This window comes from uncultured Campylobacter sp., from assembly GCF_963517995.1.
In the GTDB taxonomy this organism is placed as follows: domain Bacteria; phylum Campylobacterota; class Campylobacteria; order Campylobacterales; family Campylobacteraceae; genus Campylobacter_A.
The window spans coordinates 1-18,992 of the sequence record NZ_CAUQHQ010000036.1; the positions used below are offsets into that span (position 1 = coordinate 1).

Genomic DNA, 18,992 nt, shown 5'->3' on the forward strand with positions numbered 1-18,992 from the left:
GGCGTATAAGGCGTGGGCTTTTTCAAACAAGCATCGATAAAAATCATATAAATCCTTTTTAAATTTTTATCTGATTATAGCCAAATTCTAGCCGCAAACTACTCCCATTTGCTCATATCAAGACTATTTTCGTTTTTAGCGACGAAAACCGCGCCTAACATATCTCCGCCGACGTTTAGAGACGTGCGCCCCATATCAAGGATCGCGTCTATTCCCAAAATCAGCGCATACGCTGCGGCTACGGCGCTTCCGCTCTCTACTTTTAGACCGACTGATTCAAGCACCATCAAAAGCATTATAGCACCCGCTCCAGGCACTCCCGCGGTTCCGACGGCGGCAAGGACGGCCGTTAAAATGATAGTTAGCTTTGCTCCCATGTCAAGCTGCACTCCGACGGCGTTTGCGATAAAAATCGCGCAGATGCCAAGATATATGATCGTGCCGTTCATATTTACGGTTGCTCCGACAGGTAGGGCAAAGCCGTAAATTTGCCTCGGTATCCCCATATCTTCATCTGCGGTTTTCATCGATATAGGCAGCGTTCCGCCTGAGCTTCTGGTAACAAATGCCGTTATCATAGGAGATTTTACCTTATTTAGAAATTTCAAAGGGCTGATTTTTATAGCTAGGCAAGCCAAAGTAAAAATCAGCGCTACGTGAGCGATAAAGCCGATATAAGTACTAATCGTGACGCCTAGCAGCGGGCCGAAAGCCTTTACGCCTTGCTTTGAAAATACGATAAAAATCAGCGCGAAAACGCCGATAGGGGCATACTGCATTATCCAACCAACGACTTTAAACATTATGTGGTTTATCCCGTCAAATACGTCGTAGATGAGATGGCCCAGTTTACTTAACCTCTCGTCCTTACTGTCTTTTACAAACGAAAGCGCGACGCCGAAAAATAGACTAAAGGTGATGATTTGCAAAATTTCACCCTTTGCCATCGCTTCTATTGGGTTAGTCGGGAAAAGATTTACTAAAATTTGCGACATAGAAGGCGCATTAGCCGCTTTAGCCTGCGCAGACGCGGTGCCCGTGATACCAAGGCCGGCTCCGGGCTCTAAAAATATCCCCACGCCAAGGCCTATAAGTATCGCAAAAAACGAGGTCGCAAGGTAAAATAGCAGCACCTTCGCCCCTACCCTACCCAGATCAGACGGCGCGATCGAGCTACAGCCCACGATGAGCGAAGCCGTAACGATAGGCACGATGATCATCTTAAGCAGTCTTATAAATATATCTCCAAACGGCTCTAGTACCGAGATAGCGCCGGTTGCGTTTTGAAATACGGCGCCAAATATCACCCCTAAAATCAGTCCGGCTAAAATTTTATAGAGCAAATTTATCTCAAAATACCTTCTGATTAGGCTTTTTGATTTGACGGTTTTTACGTCTGCTTCCACTTTGAAACTCCTTTGATTAAATTTACGAATTATATTTCAAAATATATAAATTTATTAGAAAATAAAGAAAAAATTTGCCGTAAATTTAAATTTCAGCGACGCTTTTTACGCCAAGCTCGTCTAGCAAATTTTGCAAATTTACGCCCGCTAAGCTATCAAACATCGCTTGCTGCGCGGAGGCGAATTTAGGCGTCAAAAGCGCCTCGATCCTGCCTCCCAGCGGACAAGGCGGCGGCGAGTTTTTGTGGATTTTAAAGATACCCTTTTCGCCCTCGTTTACCGCCGAAAATATATCAAAAAGCGTGATTTGATCGGGTCTTTTGGCTAGGCTCGCCCCGCCCGTGCCCGCGCTTACGTTTATCAAATTTGCAGATTTTAAAAGCCTAATAATATTTCGCACGATGACTGGATTCGTGCCGACGGTGCCTGCTAAAAATTCGCTCGTGTTTTTTTCATCTTTAAAAAACTCGCAGCTAAGCAGGATGTGAATAGCGATGGAAAATTTTTGTCCTATTTGCATAATCAGCCTTGGTTTAAATTTAAAAGCCGCGCGTCCTTTTTGCGCGGCTTTATTTTAGCTAAATTACGCAAAATTTTAAGCTCAAGCTCTCTCGCCGACGGCGGTAAAGCGCTTTTGCACGAAAGCGCCGTTTTTTAGCTCGTCTATGACCGCAAGCGCGAGGTCTGCGTAGCTGATGTGGCTCTCGTTTTTGGAGTTTAGGATTAGATTATCGCCGCCAAGGACGTATTTGCCCGTGCGAGCGCCGTTTGCGTCGTAGTCTCCGGCAGGCGAGACGTATGTCCAGAGCACATCCGTTCTACCTTTTAGCTCGGAAAACGACTCCGCCGTAGCCTTTGCGACGCCCATGTACTCGGCAGGAAAGCTTGGCGTATCCATAACCATCGTCTGCTTATCGTCCACGTATAGCGTACCCGCGCCGCCGATCACTAGTAGCCTTGTTTTCGTACCGCTAAGCGCGTCTGCAAGGTGTTTTGCTACCTTTTTATGAAGCCCAAACGTTTCGGGTGTCCACGCCGCAAATGCGCTGATAACAGCGTCAAAGCCTGCTAGATCGGCTTTGCCAAGCTCAAAAACGTCTTTATAAACGACTTTTACGTCGCCGTTTTTATACTCTTTGTTTCGCACTATAGCTGTTACGTCGTGTCCTTGTTTTAGGGCCTCTTGCACCAAATTTGAACCTGATTTTCCGTTTGCTCCGATGATTGCTACTTTCATTGTTTCTCCTTTAAATTTGATTTTGCTTGATTACCGCGTAAATTTACAGCCAGCTAGGCTTTACGTCCTCGTTTATCACGCCGTCGCCGTTAGTGTACTGCTCTAGGCTACCGCGTTTAGTTTGGATACAGATAAACTTCATCCCCTGCGCGCCCGCTTTGAAGCATCTCTTGCCTGCCGGATCGATACGGATCGCATCGCCCTCTTTGACCGCCTTCTCCTCGCCGTCGATAAAGAGCGTACCGCCGCCTTTTAGCACCAAATAAAGCTCCTCGTTTTGCTTGTGCGAATGTACGAACGGTACGCTCGCGTTTGCGAGAAGCTCATTGATAGAAAGCTCGCAGCCGCTTAAATTTAAAGCATCTTTCAGCTCGACTCTCGGTTCGCTTTTCGTTGAAACGATCTTGTAGTTTGACATCTTTTTCTCCTTAGAAATTTTTGTTGTAATGCTATAACTTACAACCGATGAGCGAAGTATAATCAAATTTTGTTGTAATGTCAAGAGTTACAACAAAAATTCCGAAAAATTTGACGCAAATTTTAAAATCAGCTAAAATCCGCGCGATTTTAACCACTCATCTATCCCGTACTAGCCGGCATCGCCATAAACGCCATCGTAGCGGGCGACACGCTTTTGGCACTTAGCTACTCGTGCATGGTGTTCGTGGGCTGGGGGCTTGGCTCGATTAGGCGGCGCGTGGTTACGCAGGTATTTACTAGGATATACGCGGGACTTGCCGTAAGCGTGATAATGAACGAAAAAAGAGCCGCAAAAGACGAAAGCGCCGTAATCGCAAGAGTAAATTTATCTCGCGAATTCGTGGATTTTTTCGAGCAGCATTTCCCCGTGTTTTTCACCTCGGTCGTCTCGATTTTCGGCTCGGCGATCATGCTTTTATTTATCGAGTTCTACGTAGGTTTGGCGTTTTTTGCCCTGCTTGCGATTTTTGGAGTTTTGCTGCCAAAATACATCGCCAAAAACGACCGCTTGTATCTAAAGCTAAACAACCAGCTAGAGCACGAGGCAGGACGCATAAGCGCAGGCGATGAGCGCACGCTAAATCGCCACTACGACGTACTTTCAAAGCTTCGTATCCACATCTCAAACAGAGAGGCGATGAGCTTTTTCATCATCGGCACGAGTGCGGCGGTGATTTTTAGCTTGGCGATATTTATGCTATCGCACAAGCAAGCAAACGCGGGCCACATCTACTCGGTGCTCACCTATCTTTGGACGTTTGCGATCAGTCTTGATGACGCGCCGAGGCTGATAGAGGAGTTCAGCAAGCTAAAAGAGATCGGTAAGCGCGTAAACATCGAGCTAGAGGGCGAAATAGATAAAATTTAGGCGCTTTTTGGGTATAATTTAACTAAAATTTGCCGAAAAACGAGGTCAAAATGCACGAAAATCACGCCCACTGCGCGCATTCGCACGCGTTAAACAAGGTCGTTTTGAGAAATTCTTTCCTTATAATATTCGCTTATATGCTGATCGAGGTCGCGGGCGGCTTCGCGACGAACTCGCTCGCCCTACTCTCCGACGCCGGGCACATGCTATCAGACGCCGCAGCACTCGGGCTTTCGCTATTTGCGTTTAAATTTGGCGAACGCAAAGGCAATCTGCAAAAGACCTTCGGCTACAGGCGGATTGAAATTTTAGCCGCGACGATAAACGCCCTTGCCCTCGTCGCGATCGCCGTTTTGATCGTCATCGAGGCGGCCAGGCGCCTGAAAAACCCGCCCGAAGTAGCCACCGCGGGTATGCTTGCTATCAGCACGCTGGGTCTTGCCGTAAACATCGTCGTGGCGCTATATATGCTGCGCGGCAGCGACGTGAGAGAAAACATCAATATGCGCGGCGCCTATGCGCACGTGCTGGGCGACGCTGCAGGCTCGGTGGGCGCGATCGCGGCAGCTTTGGCGATGATGTGCTTTGGCTGGGGCTGGGCGGACGCGGCGGCTAGCCTGCTCGTAGCCACGCTCATCGTAAAAAGCGGCTGGGGCGTGTTAAAAGAGAGCCTAAACATCCTGATGGAGGGCTCGCCAAAGGGCGTGTGTCTAGACGCGCTCGTCGCGCAGATCAGAGGCGTGGACGGCGTGCTCTCGGTGCACGACCTGCATATCTGGAGCATAACAAGCGGCGCAAACGCGCTCACGGCTCACATCGTGGTTAGCGGCGAGCTGAGCGTGCGCGAAGCGGAGCAGATCATGGCTGAAATATCGCACGAAATGGAGCATCTAGGCATCACGCACACGACGCTGCAGCTTGAGAGCAGCGATAACGAATGCGACGGCGAGCTCATCTGCGAAGTAAGATCAAGCGGCGATGGCGGGCATTTGGGGCATCATCACTAAAATTTGAGCGTAAATTTAGGTAGCAACGGAGTTTAAATTTAGTAAATTTATCGGCCGGCAAACGAGCTAAATTTATCAAATTTAAACTCGCTTCCATCTAGTAAAATTTGAAGCTAAAATTTAACCGCCTCGAATTTTAGCAAGCGGCGCGTTTTGTTAAATTAGCAAGTCCGATCCCTCCCGCCGTAAAGCCGCCCTGCTCCCGCCGAATTTGAACCCGAGTGCTTAATAAAACATAAATTTACTCTACTTTAACGAAAATTTTTATACAATCGCGCAAAACTTAACTAGGGATTTCATGAAAAACATCAGAAATTTTAGCATTATCGCTCATATCGACCACGGCAAATCCACTCTCGCAGACCGCCTCATTCAGGAGTGCGGCGCCGTTAGCGACCGCGAGATGAGCTCGCAAATCATGGACACCATGGACATCGAAAAAGAGCGAGGCATCACGATCAAAGCTCAGTCCGTGCGCCTAAACTACGCGCTTGGCGGCGAAAATTACGTCCTAAATTTGATCGATACCCCTGGCCACGTGGACTTTAGCTACGAGGTGAGCCGCTCATTGGCTAGCTGCGAGGGCGCGCTGCTTGTCGTGGACGCTAGTCAAGGCGTAGAGGCGCAAACCATCGCAAACGTCTATATCGCGTTAGAAAACAACCTCGAAATCATCCCCGTTATCAATAAAATCGACCTCCCGGCAGCAGACCCCGCTCGCGTAAAAAACGAGATCGAGCACGTTATAGGGCTTGACTGTAGCGGAGCGATCGAGGTCAGCGCAAAAACGGGCATCGGCATCAAAGAGCTGCTAGAAGCGATCATTACGCGCATCCCCTCTCCCGGCGGCGAGGCGGAAAAACCGCTAAAAACGCTCATCTACGACAGCTGGTTTGACAACTATCTGGGCGCTTTGGCACTCGTGCGGGTCTATGACGGCGAGCTAAAGAAAAACGACGAAATCCTAGTCATGGGCACGGGCAAAAAACACATCGTGCTAGATCTCATGTATCCAAACCCAATCGCCCCGATAAAAACGGCAAATTTGGGCGCGGGCGAGGTCGGCATCGTGGTGCTGGGGCTAAAAAACGTCAGCGACGTACAGGTGGGCGATACGATCACGCTAGCTAAAAATCCCGTAAAAGAGCCCGTCGGCGGCTTTGAGCGGGCTAAGCCGTTCGTATTTGCGGGACTCTACCCGATCGAAACGGATAAATTTGAGGACCTGCGCGACGCTCTGGATAAACTCAAGCTAAACGACAGCTCCATTAGCTTCGAGCCCGAAACCTCGGTCGCGCTAGGATTTGGCTTTCGCGTCGGATTTTTGGGGCTGCTGCATATGGAGGTTATCAAGGAGCGATTAGAGCGTGAATTTGACCTTGACCTCATCGCCACGGCTCCGACTGTAACCTACGAAGTCGTACAAACCGACGGTCAAATTTTACGTATCCAAAACCCTAGCCAACTCCCGCCGGTTAATAAAATCGAGCACGTCAAAGAGCCCTACGTCAAGTCCACGATCATCACTCCAAGCGAGTTTTTGGGCAACATCATCACGCTGCTAAACAACCGCCGCGCCGTGCAGACCAAGATGGACTACATCACGCCCGAGCGCGTGCTGCTCGAGTACGACATCCCGATGAACGAGATCGTGATGGACTTTTACGACAAGCTAAAATCAAGCACCAAAGGCTACGCGAGCTTTGACTACGAGCCTAGCGACTACCGCGTGGGCGATCTAGTGAAGCTTGATATCAAAGTCGCAGGCGAGACCGTGGACGCGCTCTCCATCATCGTGCCGGAAAGTAAAGCCCAGTCCAAAGGACGCGACTTCGTCAAAGCGATGAAAGAGATCGTGCCGCGCCAACTCTTTGAGGTGGCTATTCAAGCCAGCATCGGCAATAAAGTCATCGCGCGCGAAACGGTAAAATCTATGGGCAAAAACGTAACCGCCAAGTGCTACGGCGGCGATATCACGCGTAAGCGCAAGCTACTCGAAAAGCAAAAAGAGGGTAAAAAGCGCATGAAAGCCATCGGCAAGGTAAATTTGCCGCAGGAAGCGTTTTTAAGCGTTTTAAAAATAGACTAACGGCGTCTTGCGAGCGTTTTGCGGGGTTATTCGATACGCTCGTGGTTGCTTTTTATTATCTCTCGGTAAAATTTGACTCGCCCAAACCCACACCGCAAAAATACTAAATTTGACGCTATATCCGCTTTTAAAATCTCAAAAATCAAACTTAATAAAATTTATACAAATTTCCAATTTCTCCCAAATTTTACGCAAATTTGGAAATTCATCTCAAATTTGGATAGAATTTTGCTTGCAAGATGTAAAATTTACGAAAGGATTTTTATGAAAAATTTTATACTTTTATTTGCGACGTTCCTTTTTACGGGATGTTTCGGGCTATTCGAGAGCTCGCCGGAGGTCGCCCAAGCTAGCGACGGCAACGCCAAAGGCTACAAAGAAGTGATGCGTATCAAAGCAGACTGCTCCTCATGCGCTAGCGGCGGTCAGGATATCAAGATAAACGGCACGGACTACACCGGCGACGTCGCGATAAAATGTTGCATCGCTCAAAGCAGGATCGACACGAGCGCGGCTATCAAAAAAGTCTATATCCACAAAATAGCCGACGAAAGAGCTGCTGATAGCGGCATAAAATTTATCTCCAAAAACGGCGCAAAAATGCTATATCCAAAAGAGCGTTTAGAGAGGCTTTTTCATCTTTTCTTACAAGACGAGCTGCTAAACCGCGGCATCATGGTCGTGGATAGCCAGACCTCGCCTTATACATACCGCGTGGATTTTGCATTTACCGACTACGCGGCGTCGTATAGCGAGCCGTCGCAGTATCTAAGCGCGGCGATGAAAGGCAAACTAGGCGTCAAAAACATAAACAAAACCCGCGTGCTAAATATATCCACCAGACAAGACGTACGCAAACTCGAGGCCGAGGATACAGAGGATTTTAATCTCTACGTCTACCTTTTGGTTAAACAAGCCGCCAACAAAGCCGCCGAAGAGATATCAAAACTATAAAGGAAAAATATGAAAAATTTAGCTTTTTTCGCCCTTGCCGCCGCACTTTTTGCCGCAGTCATGAGCGGATGTTCGCAGCGCAGTTCGGTGTTAAATTTAACCCCGTATCAATCAACCTCAAACCAGATGGGATACCAAAAAAATATCCGAATAAATAGCATCGAGGATGCTCGCGCCAACAAAAGCATCGTCGCCACGATCACGGGCAGTAACGGCGACGTCAAAGAGTATGTCACGCTACAAAACAGTATCGAGGGCTGGCTACAAGACGGCCTTAGCACCGAGCTAAAGCGTCTCGGGGCAAATTTGAGCGACTTTGGCGATGTCGTCGTGGACGTGAGGATCGTCGAGCTTAAAGCAAATCTAAGCGGCTACTCCACCGACAACCTAAAAGGCTCGGCAAAGCTTGCGATAACGGTGCACAGAGGCGATCAAACCATCACTAAAAACGTCTCGCAGGAGCAGACTAAATTTGCCCCGATCCACACGAGCAGCGCGTTTAAAAGCTTTTTTGACGAGCTACTACAAGACATCGTAAAACGCGCGGCGATCCAGATCCTAAAAAGCTGATGAGATGCGCTAACTGCGGGCATCTGAGTCTGGGCGTGATCTGTAAAATTTGCAAAGATCACCTGCTCTCCTCGCCCGCAAGGACGCGCGTTTTGGACGGCGATTTTAAAATTTACAGCTTTTTTGATTACTCCGAGATTAAAAATTTACTCCACTCAAAGCACCTATTTCACGGCTCTTTCGTTTACGGCGCGCTTGCAAATTTGAGTTTTAAAATTTTTGCTGGCAAATTTAGCTTCGGCTCGCCCGTAAACGCCGTGCCGATCGACGATAGAGCTGCCAGCGGCTACTCGCATACGGCGATCTTGTCTCGCGCGTTAAAAAGCGCGGAAATCCGTCCGCTTTACGCCTGTTTGCACGCAGGCTCAAACGTCAGCTATCACGGCAAAGACCTAGCCTTTCGCCTAAAAAATCCGCGAAATTTTAAGCTCTTAAAAATGCCCAAATTTCCAGTTATTTTAGTGGATGATATCGTGACTACCGGCACGACGATAGATGAAGCCAGACGGACGCTGCAAAAAGCAGGCTGCGAGGTACTTTTTGCGTTGACGCTTGCGGATGCGAGGTATTAAATTAAATTTTAATCAAATTTAAGCTAGAATCAGGCAGTAAATTTTAAGGATAAAAATGGAAGAAAATCTACTCAATCAAAATCAAGACATCCAAGCCGTCGATATCGAGGAGTCGATAAAAACGAGCTACCTCGACTACTCGATGAGCGTCATAGTCGGTCGCGCCCTGCCAGATGTCAGAGACGGCCTAAAGCCCGTTCATAGACGCATCCTATACGCGATGAACAACCTAGGAGTCGGCAGCCGCAGCCCGTATATGAAGTCCGCGCGTATTGTTGGCGAGACTATGGGTAAATATCACCCGCACGGCAATCTAGCCATCTACGATGCGCTCGTGCGTATGGCGCAGAAATTTTCCATGCGCTATCCGACTGTCGACGGCCAAGGAAACTTCGGCTCCATCGACGGCGACGGCGCAGCAGCAGAGCGTTATACCGAAGCTAGGATGACTAATCTTACCGAAGAAATTTTACGCGATATCGAAAAAGATACGGTTGATTTTATCCCAAACTACGACGACAGAGAGACCGAGCCCGACGTACTGCCTAGCCGCGTGCCAAATTTGCTTCTAAACGGCTCTAGCGGTATCGCCGTCGGTATGGCGACGAATATCCCGCCGCACAGCCTTGACGAGCTAATCGACGGGCTTTTACTCGTACTTGAAAATAAAAACGCGACGCTAGAAGAGGTGATGCAGTACATAAAAGGGCCGGATTTCCCGACTGGCGGGATAATATTTGGCAAAAAAGGCATCATCGAGGCCTACCGCACGGGACGCGGCCGAGTGAAACTACGCGCCAAAACTCATATCGAAAAAAAGCCGAACAAAGACGTCATCGTCATAGACGAGCTGCCGTATCAGACGAACAAAGCCCGCCTCATCGAGCAGATCGCCGAGCTGGTTAAAGAAAAACAGATCGAAGGTATCAGCGAAGTGCGCGACGAGTCCGATAAGGACGGCATCCGCGTCGTCATCGAGCTAAAACGCGACGCGATGAGCGACATCGTGCTAAACAATCTCTTTAAATCCACGACGATGGAAAGCACGTTTGGCGTCATAATGCTTGCGATAAACAACAAAGAGCCGAAGGTATTTAACCTAATCGAACTTTTGAAGCTATTTTTAAATCACAGAAAAACCGTCATCATCCGCCGCACGATATTTGACCTAGAAAAAGCCCGCGCAAGAGCGCATATTTTAGAAGGCTTAAAGATCGCGCTAGATAATATCGACGAGGTGATCGAGCTCATCAAAAATAGCGCCGACACGCCTAGCGCTCGCGAGGGCTTGGTAGCGAAATTCGGCCTTAGCGAGCTGCAAGCAAACGCCATCCTGGATATGAGGCTAAGCAAGCTAACGGGTCTTGAGCGCGAAAAACTAGAAGCCGAGCTAGCCGAACTAATGGCTGAGATCGTGCGCCTTGATGAAATTTTAAAGAGCGAAACCTTGCTAGAAAAACTAATCAAAGACGAGCTACTTGAGATAAAAAATAAATTTAAAGTACCGCGCATCACCGAGATCGTGGACGACTACGACGATATCGACATCGAAGACCTCATCCCTAACGAAAATATGGTCGTAACCATCACGCATCGAGGCTACATCAAGCGCGTGCCGAGCAAGCAGTACGAGAAGCAAAAACGCGGCGGTAAGGGCAAGGTCGCGGTAACCACGTACGACGACGACTTTATCGAGAGCTTCTTTACTAGCAACACTCACGATACGCTGATGTTCGTGACAGACCGCGGACAGCTATACTGGCTCAAAGTTTATAAGATCCCTGAAGGAAGCCGCACCGCAAAAGGCAAAGCGGTAGTAAATCTCATCCAGCTGCAGCCTGACGAAAAGATCAAGGCGATCATTCCGACGACCGATTTTGCCCAGAGTAAATCGCTCGCGTTTTTCACTAAAAACGGCATCGTAAAACGCACGAATTTGAGCGAATTTAAAAACATCCGCTCTATCGGCGTACGCGCTATCAGCCTAGACGAGAACGACGAGCTAGTAACGGCTCTCATCGTAGAAGGCGAGGAAGAGCCGATAAATCTAATCGATGAGCTTGGCGTAGAGACCGAGATAAACGAGATAGAGGCGATAGAGGCTCAGATCGATGAAGAAAATAGCGAGGAAAACGACGAGAACGCGGCCGAAGGAAGCGACGACGGCGAAAAGATGCTATTTATCGTAACCAAAAAGGGAATGTGCCTCAAATTTAAACTCAGCAAAGTCCGCCAGATGGGTAGAACGGCTCGCGGCGTGACGGGTATTAAATTTAAAGAAGCAGGCGACGAGGTCGTAGGCGCAGCCGTCATCGAAAGCAACGAGCAAGAAGTGCTAAGCATATCTCAAAAAGGTATCGGCAAGCGCACCACCGCAGACGAATACCGCCTAACAAATCGCGGCGGCAAGGGCGTGATCTGCATGAAGCTAACTAACCGCACCGGCGATCTGATCGGCGTCGTAATGGTCGATGACGAACAAGACCTGATGGCTCTAACCTCAAGCGGCAAGATGATACGCGTCGATATGCAAAGCATCCGCAAAGCGGGCCGCAACACCAGCGGCGTCATCGTAGTAAACGTAGACGGCGACGACGTGGTTAGCATCGCTAAATGCCCTAAAGCCGAGGAAGACGGCGAAGATATAGGCGAAGATACGCTAGAAAATTTAGAATGAATTTAGTGCTTTTGGAATACAATTTGCTAGTATTTTTATAAATGAAGAAAAAACTAAATTTAAAGGTTCAAGAATGAAAAAAATTACATTCTCGGTTTTAGGCGCGGTAGCCTTTTTGACAAGCGGTTGTTCCTTTAACAACCCTTTTTCCTCCGACGATGCCACGTCGGCAAAACAAGATATCGTCATCCAAAAGGTCGATAAAGAAGATATCAGAAACGTGATGAAGCAAGAAAAAATGATATACGATATCGAACCCGTCGATGCGGTATTCGGTGCAGTTGGCGAGGGTATCGCTCCGACCAACGCCGTTTCGCAAGCGCAGTCACTAGCTCTAGCCAAGCGCGCAGCCATCGCGGATGCGCATAGACAACTAGCCGAGAAACTCTACGGCGTCAAGATAAACTCCAAAGATACGGTTAGAGACGCCATGCTTAGAGACTCCACCATCACGTCACAGGTAGCAGGCCTCATCAAAAACGCTTCCATCGTCGAGCACGACTTTAAAGACGGGCTTTATCGCGTTAGAATGGAAATGAAAATAGACCAAAACAAGTGGCAAGAAATTTTTGCTTATTGATTGCCGCTACGGCGCTTCTCTATGGCTCGGAGGAGTTTATCCTCTGGGCCAAAATCTCCACTAAAAATCACACCGTAGTTTACGACGATATCGCGCTTTCAAAGGCAATGGTTCTAAGCGAGCTAGAGTATGAGTATCTATGCGAGATAGATACTCCAAAGCGGCCCGCTCAAAGCTCGCTAGAGTTTTTAAATTTACACAAAAACGAGCTTTTCGAGTGCTTTTTGCCCTATAAATTTAAAGTCGAAGATCGCTTCGTCCAACGCAACAAAAACATAAACTCCGCAACCGATCTTACGCTATTTCCCGTACGTTTTACTGTAAAATTTAAGCCAAATTCAGCTATCATTAGCGTTTTTAAAAACAAAAAGTAAAGAGAGTAAAAATGAACATAGTGATAGTAGAAGACGACATCAATATGCGCAAGTCCCTTGAAATCGCGCTTGGAGAATACGACGATCTAAAAATCAAAAGTTATAAAAGCGCGGTCGAGGCTCTCAAAAAAATGGACGAAAATACTGATTTAATTATTACGGATATCAATATGCCTCAAATGGACGGGCTGGAGTTCATCAAGCGCCTGGAGGGCAAATTTGACGTCATCATCATAACCGGCAACGCCTCGCTAAACAAAGCCATAGAGAGCATGCGTCTTGGCGTAAAGGATTTTTTAACCAAGCCTTTTGACGTGCAGATGCTTTACGAGGCGATTAAAAGGGTAGAGTTTTTAAAACAAAAAGCTCCGAATATTCACGTAAATTTAACCGAAGAACGCACGAGCTCCAGCGTAGATTCTAGCGATTTTGCCGCCAGCTCGCCCGCGCTTGAGTACGCCCTAAATTTAAGCAAGCGCGTCGCAAAAACGGACGCTTCGGTGATGCTGATGGGCGAAAGCGGCGTAGGCAAGGAGCTTTTTGCCAAATTTATCCACAAAAACTCGCCGCGCAAGGACGGCCCGTTTATCGCGATAAACATGGCCGCGATCCCAGAAAATTTGATAGAAAGCGAGCTTTTCGGCTTTGAAAAGGGCGCATTTACCGACGCTTCGGCGATGAAAAAGGGGCAGTTTGAGCTAGCCGACGGCGGTACGTTATTTTTAGACGAGATCGGCGAGATGCCTATAAATTTGCAGCCAAAGCTCCTGCGCGCGATCCAAGAGCGCGAGATCACGCGCCTTGGCGCGACAAAAAGCATCAAAATCGACGTCCGTATCGTTTCAGCGACCAATGCCGACCTGCCCGAACTCATACAAAGCGGTAAATTTAGAGAAGACCTGTTTTACCGCCTAAACACCGTTCCCGTCGCCATCCCGCCGCTTAGAGAGCGCAAAGAGGAGATCTTGCCTATCGCGGAGCGTTTTTTAGAGCAAAGCTGCGGCGAATTCGGCCTTGGAGCGAAACATTTTTCCGAGGCTGCCGTTAAAGAGCTTCAAAAATACGATTTTCCGGGCAATATCCGCGAGCTAATCTCCGTCGTGCAGCGAGCGGCGATCCTAAGCGAAAGCGAGGAGATACAACCGGGCGATCTTTTTTTGCAAGCTCGCAGCAGAAAGTAGCTTAAATTTAAGCTTCACGCGAGTAAAATAAGCGAAATTTTAGCTTAAATTTTAAATTTAGCCGGGCCGAGACGGCGACGCTGAAAACACGGTGCGGTTTTAGTAAATTTGAGCGGCGAATTTAAGCCGACGAGAAGTAAAATTTGAGTTAAATTTAATAAATAAGAGCGGTAGCGATTAGCTTTTTATGCCAAAAACCTAAATTTAGCCCGCAAAATAAGTTTGGTCTTAATTGCGCGACGCAACCGATGAGACTAAGCGTGAGACAGATCGCAGCTTAAAAAGCAAACAAAATTTAATCCGCAAAGCCAGGCGGGTCTTTGGCGCCGGGTTAAGCCAAAGGGGCTTGCCGCAAGGTCTTTGCCGACCGAGAAGTAAAAACAAAGGAGTCTAAAATGAGAAAATTTAACGTTGCCGTCGTGGGCGCGACGGGCGCAGTCGGAGAGGAGCTTTTCCGCGTTATGGAGGAGGTAGATTTCCCTGTAGGTGAGCTACTACCGTTAGCAAGCGCGAAAAGCGCGGGTAGCGAGATAGAGTTTAAGGGCAAAAACTACAAAGTAGTGGAGCTTACCGAGACCGTTTTTGACGAACACGAGATCGACATAGCGTTTTTTAGCGCGGGCGGATCGGTATCAGAAAAATACGCCAAATTTGCAGCCGCCAGCGGCGCCGTCGTGATCGATAACACCAGCCACTTTAGGATGGATGCGGACGTGCCATTGGTCGTGCCCGAGTGCAACCCGCAGGACATCGCGCAGTGGAAAAACCGCGGCATCATCGCCAATCCAAACTGCTCAACCATCCAAATGGTGCAAATTTTAAAACCGCTAGACGACGCGTACGGCATCAACCGCGTGGACGTCTCGACCTATCAGGCGGCTTCTGGCGCGGGCAAAGAGGGTATGGAGGAGCTAGTTACACAGCTGCAAAAGTTTTTCGAGTTTAAGCTTGATGAGTGCGAGCCAAAAGTCTTCGCGCACCAGCTAGCCTTTAACGTCATCCCGCACATCGACGTGTTTTTGGACAACGACTACACGAAAGAAGAGATGAAAATGGTCAACGAGACCCAAAAAATCCTCCACAAAAATATGGAAGTGAGCGCGACCTGCGTACGCGTACCGGTGCTTCGCAGCCACTCAGAGGCTATCACGATTCATTTTGACAGAGACGTGGACGCCGCGGCCGCTCGTGAAGTCCTACGCAAGGCGCCTAGCATCGTAGTCGTGGACGAACCCGCCGCGAAAAAATACCCGATGCCAAGCATCTCAAGCGACACCAACGAGACCTACGTCGGACGTATCAGAGTGGATAACTACCGCAAAAACGTCCTTCATCTGTGGTGCAGCGCCGACCAGATCCGCGTGGGAGCGGCGACCAATGCCGTAAGAATCGCGCAAAAATGGATAGAGATGCAGGAATAATCGCCCGCATTTTGTTTAAATTTGCCGAATTTGCGCTTTAGTTTTGGCGTGAATTCGGCTAAAATTTGATTATCTTAAAATATAAAATCGAGTTTTTTCCGATACGAATTTTCCACCATCTTTTTAAATTTGACGAGTAAATTTACCCGTATCTTTACGGCGCAAACCGCCGCAAGCAAACCGTACCATCAAATTTACGCAACCAAATTTAATAAACTCAAATTTGACTCGTTCGTCAAGCCGTCGCGCTCGCCAAAAAGAGCTCCATAGACCGCGCGAAACTCAAATTTTACCCCGCCCGATAACAACCCAAACCGCACGCGTCGACTCTAATCCACGCCCTAGCTTTAAGGAAAATATTATAAAATACGCGTTTTATTTTTCAACAAAGGAAATTAATGCGTAAAGCTTTTGAAAAAATTCTGCTCTTTAGCAACGCCTTCACGCTATTTCCGGTAGTATTCGGTTTGCTTGGAGCCATCGTGCTGTTTATCATAGCAAGCTACGACGTTGGCATGGTTTTTATCGACGTCTATCACTACTTTTTCGGCGATTTTCACCCCGAGAACTTCCACTCCGACGTCGTCGGCGAGATCGTGGGCGCGATCGACCTTTATCTCATGGCGCTCGTGCTTTATATCTTTAGCTTCGGCATTTATGAGCTATTTATCTCCGAGATCGAGGAGCTTAAGAAGTCCAAGCAGAGCAAAGTCCTCGAGGTGCACTCGCTAGACGAGCTCAAAGACAAACTGGGCAAAGTCATCATCATGGTTCTTATCGTTAACTTTTTCCAGCGCGTTTTGCACGCAAATTTCACCACGCCGCTTGAGATGACCTATCTCACCGCCTCGATTTTGGCGCTTTGCTTAGGGCTTTATTTCCTACACAAAGGCGAGCACTGAGGCTTTTTGCGAGCCTGACTTCGGGCTCGTTTTTTTAATTTTCTCTTCAAATTTTACCGCCGTGCCGCATGTGAATAACTTTTAAATTTTGCCTTTATCATTAAGTTTTATTTCAAAATTTACCCAAATTTAAAACTATATAAATTTAAGTTCTACTTTAGCGACAAATGCCGATTTTAAGGGCTTTAGGGATTAAATTTAAGATTACAAAATTAGCCTGAATAATATAAATTATTTCACTTTTCACTCCGTGAAAAAAACGTGAAAAGTTACGTTTAATTTCGGTCTTTTTTGAGCAAATTTTACGCAGTCAAATTTGAGCGGCATGACCCGCACCTTTACGGCGCAAACCAAAATTTATTTAAATTTTTGGGTTGTAAATCGGAAGTTAAATTTGATATTTTAAAGAATAGGTATAAATTTAAACGGCGCAGACTCGTCGCATGCGCCGTCAAGGGGTAAATTTAATCAAAATAGGCAACCAAAGCATCGCCTAAAATCAGTCAAATAGCGAATTTACGCTTTCGTTATGATACACGCGCCTGATCACTTCGCCAAAAATCGGCGCGACGCTGAGCACTTTTATCTTTTCGTTTTCCTCGCGAAGCGGTATCGTGTCGGTTACCACTAGCTCATCTAGCGCGCTATCTGCTAGGTTTTCGTAGGCTTTGCCAGAGAGCACCGCATGCGTGCAGCACGCTATTACAGAGGTTGCGCCGCGCTCTTTAAAGACTTTTGCCGCCTTTACTATCGTACCGCCCGTATCAATCATATCGTCGACTAGTATCACGTCCTTGCCCGCTACGTCGCCGATTACGTTCATTACTTCGCTCTCGTTAGCCTTTTCGCGGCGTTTATCGACGATAACGATGTCAAGATTTAGGGCTTTTGCGACGCTTCTAGCGCGCGCGACGCCGCCGATATCCGGGCTAGCGATGATAGGATTTTTGAGATTTTTATTTTTGATATGGTCGTTAAAGATGATCGAACCGTAGAGGTTATCGACGGGGATATCAAAAAAACCCTGAATTTGGCCCGCATGAAGGTCGATCGTGACGACGCGATCGATGCCCGCCGTTTGCATCATATTTGCCACGAGCTTTGCCGTGATAGGCACGCGGGGAGCGGCTTTGCGGTCTTGGCGCGCATAGCCGAAATACGGCACCACAGCCGTTATCGAGCTAGCCGAGCTGCGCTTAAGCGCGTCGGTTAGGATCAAAAGCTCCATCAAATTTACGTTTGCGGGCGCGCAGGTAGGCTGGATGATAAAAATATCCTTGCCGCGCACGCTCTCGCCGATCTGCACGCTGATCTCGCCGTCGCTAAAGCGTTTGATCGTAGCTTCGCTAAGCGGAAGCGATAAATAATGCGAAATTTTCTTTGAAAACTCTACGTTTGCGGTGCCCGAAAAGATTTTGTAACCTCTCATAACGATTTGCCTTTGTGAAATTTTTGTTCAATTTTACCGAACTAAAACTTAAATTCGTAGATTTTGCGGCTAAATTTGAGATTTTTACGTAGCACTAAAGCTTAAAGCGCGAGATTTTGCTCAGGAAGTAAGCAGCCTTCTTTAGCGCTTTTTGGTAGGCTTGGGTAAATTTGGCGACATCTCGGTCTTGCGGGCGCTAATTTTAAATTTATGCAGTCTTGCGTAGGCGGCTAAATTTAAAAATCGCACGTAAAAGCGCGGACGACAAACACATTTAGGCCGTAAAGCGGGCTACTTTTGGCGTTTTTTGGATACTAGGCAAGTAAATCTAAAATTTTAGTTTTAATTTCGAGCAAAGGCGGCAACGAAGCATTTTTTCGCCGTGTTCACGGCTTTTAAAAATATAAAATTAGGTGGTTTTAAGGCTTCGTACGTCAAATTTAACGCAAAGATAGGTCTTGCCCGCAGTATAAGCCAAGTCGGCAAAGCTAAAGCTAACGCCGCCAACAAACAAGGCGCAAATGAGCCGAGCAAGTCTGCGAGCGACAAAGCTTTGATAAATTTCTCTCCTACGTCATGCCTTAAGCCCGCAGTCCGGCAAAACATCCGCAAGCACGTTAAAAGCAAAACTACGCAAAAGCTCTACCGCAAGTCGCAAACTAAGCGCGGTAATACAAAACCCGGGCGCAAACTTACTGCGTTGCTCCCATCATCACGCTTGCGTATTCCCCTTGCTTAGCGTCCGTTTTTTCCGGTTTTTTGATCTCGATCCTGTTTTGATCTAAGCCTGCTTTAACCAGCGCGTCTTTTACTACCTGCGCGCGCGAGTTAGCTAGCTTTATTAGCCTTTCTTTTTCTACTTCGATACTCTTTAGCGCCGCCTCTCGTTGCGCTTTTTCGTCGCCGTCTTTGACGCCTGGAGCTAGCATGGCTAACGCACCTGCATAGTCTTTGCCCGTTTGCGCCATAGTTTGAGCGATCTTAGCGTTTAGCTTTTCGTTTTTAAACGCCTCTTCATCGACGTCCGCGTACACGGGCGTTATGCTTAGCTTCATCTTAGGCTTTGCGCTCGTTAGCTTGATAAAGTCGCCTATCTTAGCCTGCTCGGAGACTATGAGCTCGTTACTAGCAGCCATAAAGTCGATCGTGCTTAGATCCTCGCTGCCTAGCCCCAGCGCATTTCCTAAAAATCTAAACGGAGCCAGCGTGATATCGGCAAAGAGCTTTTTTACCGCAGCCCAGACG

The 18,992-nt window shown here is 47.8% G+C and carries 17 protein-coding genes and 1 pseudogene; 12 read left to right on the forward strand and 6 right to left on the reverse strand.

Annotated features, from left to right (window positions below; translation table 11 throughout):
- Window positions 1–98: 98 nt before the first annotated feature.
- The 4 genes from RYL88_RS05350 to RYL88_RS05365 form a co-directional block, all read right to left on the reverse strand.
- Window positions 99–1,406, reverse strand: a complete 1,308-nt coding sequence (locus RYL88_RS05350; RefSeq protein WP_314989571.1) for a dicarboxylate/amino acid:cation symporter — start codon at window positions 1,404–1,406, stop codon at window positions 99–101.
- A gap of 85 nt (window positions 1,407–1,491) precedes the next feature.
- Entirely contained in the window at window positions 1,492–1,926 is a 435-nt protein-coding gene (locus RYL88_RS05355; protein WP_314989573.1) for an Rrf2 family transcriptional regulator, read from the reverse strand.
- An 81-nt stretch (window positions 1,927–2,007) separates the two neighbouring features.
- Complete coding sequence (locus RYL88_RS05360) at window positions 2,008–2,643, reverse strand: NAD(P)H-binding protein (protein ID WP_314989575.1); 636 nt, start codon at window positions 2,641–2,643, stop codon at window positions 2,008–2,010.
- A gap of 43 nt (window positions 2,644–2,686) precedes the next feature.
- Window positions 2,687–3,061 (reverse strand): cupin domain-containing protein, encoded by a 375-nt coding sequence (locus tag RYL88_RS05365; RefSeq protein ID WP_314989576.1) that lies wholly within the window; start codon window positions 3,059–3,061, stop codon window positions 2,687–2,689.
- A 159-nt stretch (window positions 3,062–3,220) separates the two neighbouring features.
- Between RYL88_RS05365 and RYL88_RS05370 the strand changes: the two genes are divergently transcribed.
- The 12 genes from RYL88_RS05370 (at window position 3,221) to RYL88_RS05425 (ending at window position 16,318) form a co-directional block, all read left to right on the forward strand.
- Window positions 3,221–3,991, forward strand: a complete 771-nt coding sequence (locus RYL88_RS05370) for an ABC transporter six-transmembrane domain-containing protein (RefSeq protein WP_314989593.1) — start codon at window positions 3,221–3,223, stop codon at window positions 3,989–3,991.
- Window positions 3,992–4,041: 50 nt separating this feature from the next.
- Window positions 4,042–4,998, forward strand: coding sequence for a cation diffusion facilitator family transporter (locus RYL88_RS05375; protein WP_314989579.1), 957 nt, complete (start codon window positions 4,042–4,044; stop codon window positions 4,996–4,998).
- Between the two features lie 298 nt (window positions 4,999–5,296).
- Window positions 5,297–7,087, forward strand: coding sequence for a translation elongation factor 4 (lepA, locus tag RYL88_RS05380; protein ID WP_314989581.1), 1,791 nt, complete (start codon window positions 5,297–5,299; stop codon window positions 7,085–7,087).
- A gap of 264 nt (window positions 7,088–7,351) precedes the next feature.
- Window positions 7,352–8,041 (forward strand): hypothetical protein, encoded by a 690-nt coding sequence (locus RYL88_RS05385; RefSeq protein WP_314989583.1) that lies wholly within the window; start codon window positions 7,352–7,354, stop codon window positions 8,039–8,041.
- A gap of 9 nt (window positions 8,042–8,050) precedes the next feature.
- Complete coding sequence (locus RYL88_RS05390) at window positions 8,051–8,611, forward strand: YajG family lipoprotein (protein ID WP_314989584.1); 561 nt, start codon at window positions 8,051–8,053, stop codon at window positions 8,609–8,611.
- Window positions 8,611–9,183: a ComF family protein gene (locus RYL88_RS05395; RefSeq protein ID WP_314989585.1), complete on the forward strand. Its 573-nt coding sequence runs from the start codon at window positions 8,611–8,613 to the stop codon at window positions 9,181–9,183. The genes RYL88_RS05390 and RYL88_RS05395 overlap by 1 nt, the downstream gene beginning before the upstream one ends.
- 55 nt (window positions 9,184–9,238) lie before the next feature.
- Window positions 9,239–11,860, forward strand: a complete 2,622-nt coding sequence (gene gyrA, locus RYL88_RS05400; protein WP_314989586.1) for a DNA gyrase subunit A — start codon at window positions 9,239–9,241, stop codon at window positions 11,858–11,860.
- 73 nt (window positions 11,861–11,933) lie between these two features.
- Window positions 11,934–12,440: an LPP20 family lipoprotein gene (locus RYL88_RS05405; RefSeq protein WP_297967768.1), complete on the forward strand. Its 507-nt coding sequence runs from the start codon at window positions 11,934–11,936 to the stop codon at window positions 12,438–12,440.
- Window positions 12,437–12,814, forward strand: coding sequence for a hypothetical protein (locus RYL88_RS05410; protein WP_314989588.1), 378 nt, complete (start codon window positions 12,437–12,439; stop codon window positions 12,812–12,814). Before RYL88_RS05405 ends, RYL88_RS05410 begins: the two co-directional genes overlap by 4 nt.
- Window positions 12,815–12,825: 11 nt before the next feature.
- The gene (locus RYL88_RS05415; RefSeq protein ID WP_295143999.1) at window positions 12,826–13,995 is read left to right on the forward strand and encodes a sigma-54 dependent transcriptional regulator; all 1,170 of its coding nucleotides are present in this window, start codon (window positions 12,826–12,828) and stop codon (window positions 13,993–13,995) included.
- A 395-nt stretch (window positions 13,996–14,390) separates the two neighbouring features.
- Window positions 14,391–15,416 (forward strand): aspartate-semialdehyde dehydrogenase, encoded by a 1,026-nt coding sequence (locus RYL88_RS05420; RefSeq protein ID WP_314989590.1) that lies wholly within the window; start codon window positions 14,391–14,393, stop codon window positions 15,414–15,416.
- A gap of 398 nt (window positions 15,417–15,814) precedes the next feature.
- Window positions 15,815–16,318 carry a YqhA family protein gene (locus tag RYL88_RS05425; protein WP_314989591.1) on the forward strand — a complete coding sequence of 168 codons (504 nt, stop codon included), beginning with the start codon at window positions 15,815–15,817 and terminating at the stop codon, window positions 16,316–16,318.
- Window positions 16,319–16,817: 499 nt separating this feature from the next.
- Here the strand turns inward: RYL88_RS05425 and RYL88_RS05430 are convergent, their stop codons facing one another.
- Both RYL88_RS05430 and RYL88_RS05435 read right to left on the reverse strand, forming a co-directional pair.
- Window positions 16,818–17,747, reverse strand: a complete 930-nt coding sequence (locus RYL88_RS05430; protein ID WP_295143990.1) for a ribose-phosphate pyrophosphokinase — start codon at window positions 17,745–17,747, stop codon at window positions 16,818–16,820.
- 692 nt (window positions 17,748–18,439) lie between these two features.
- Window positions 18,440–18,992: pseudogene (locus RYL88_RS05435) on the reverse strand (diaminopimelate epimerase); the annotation flags it as partial.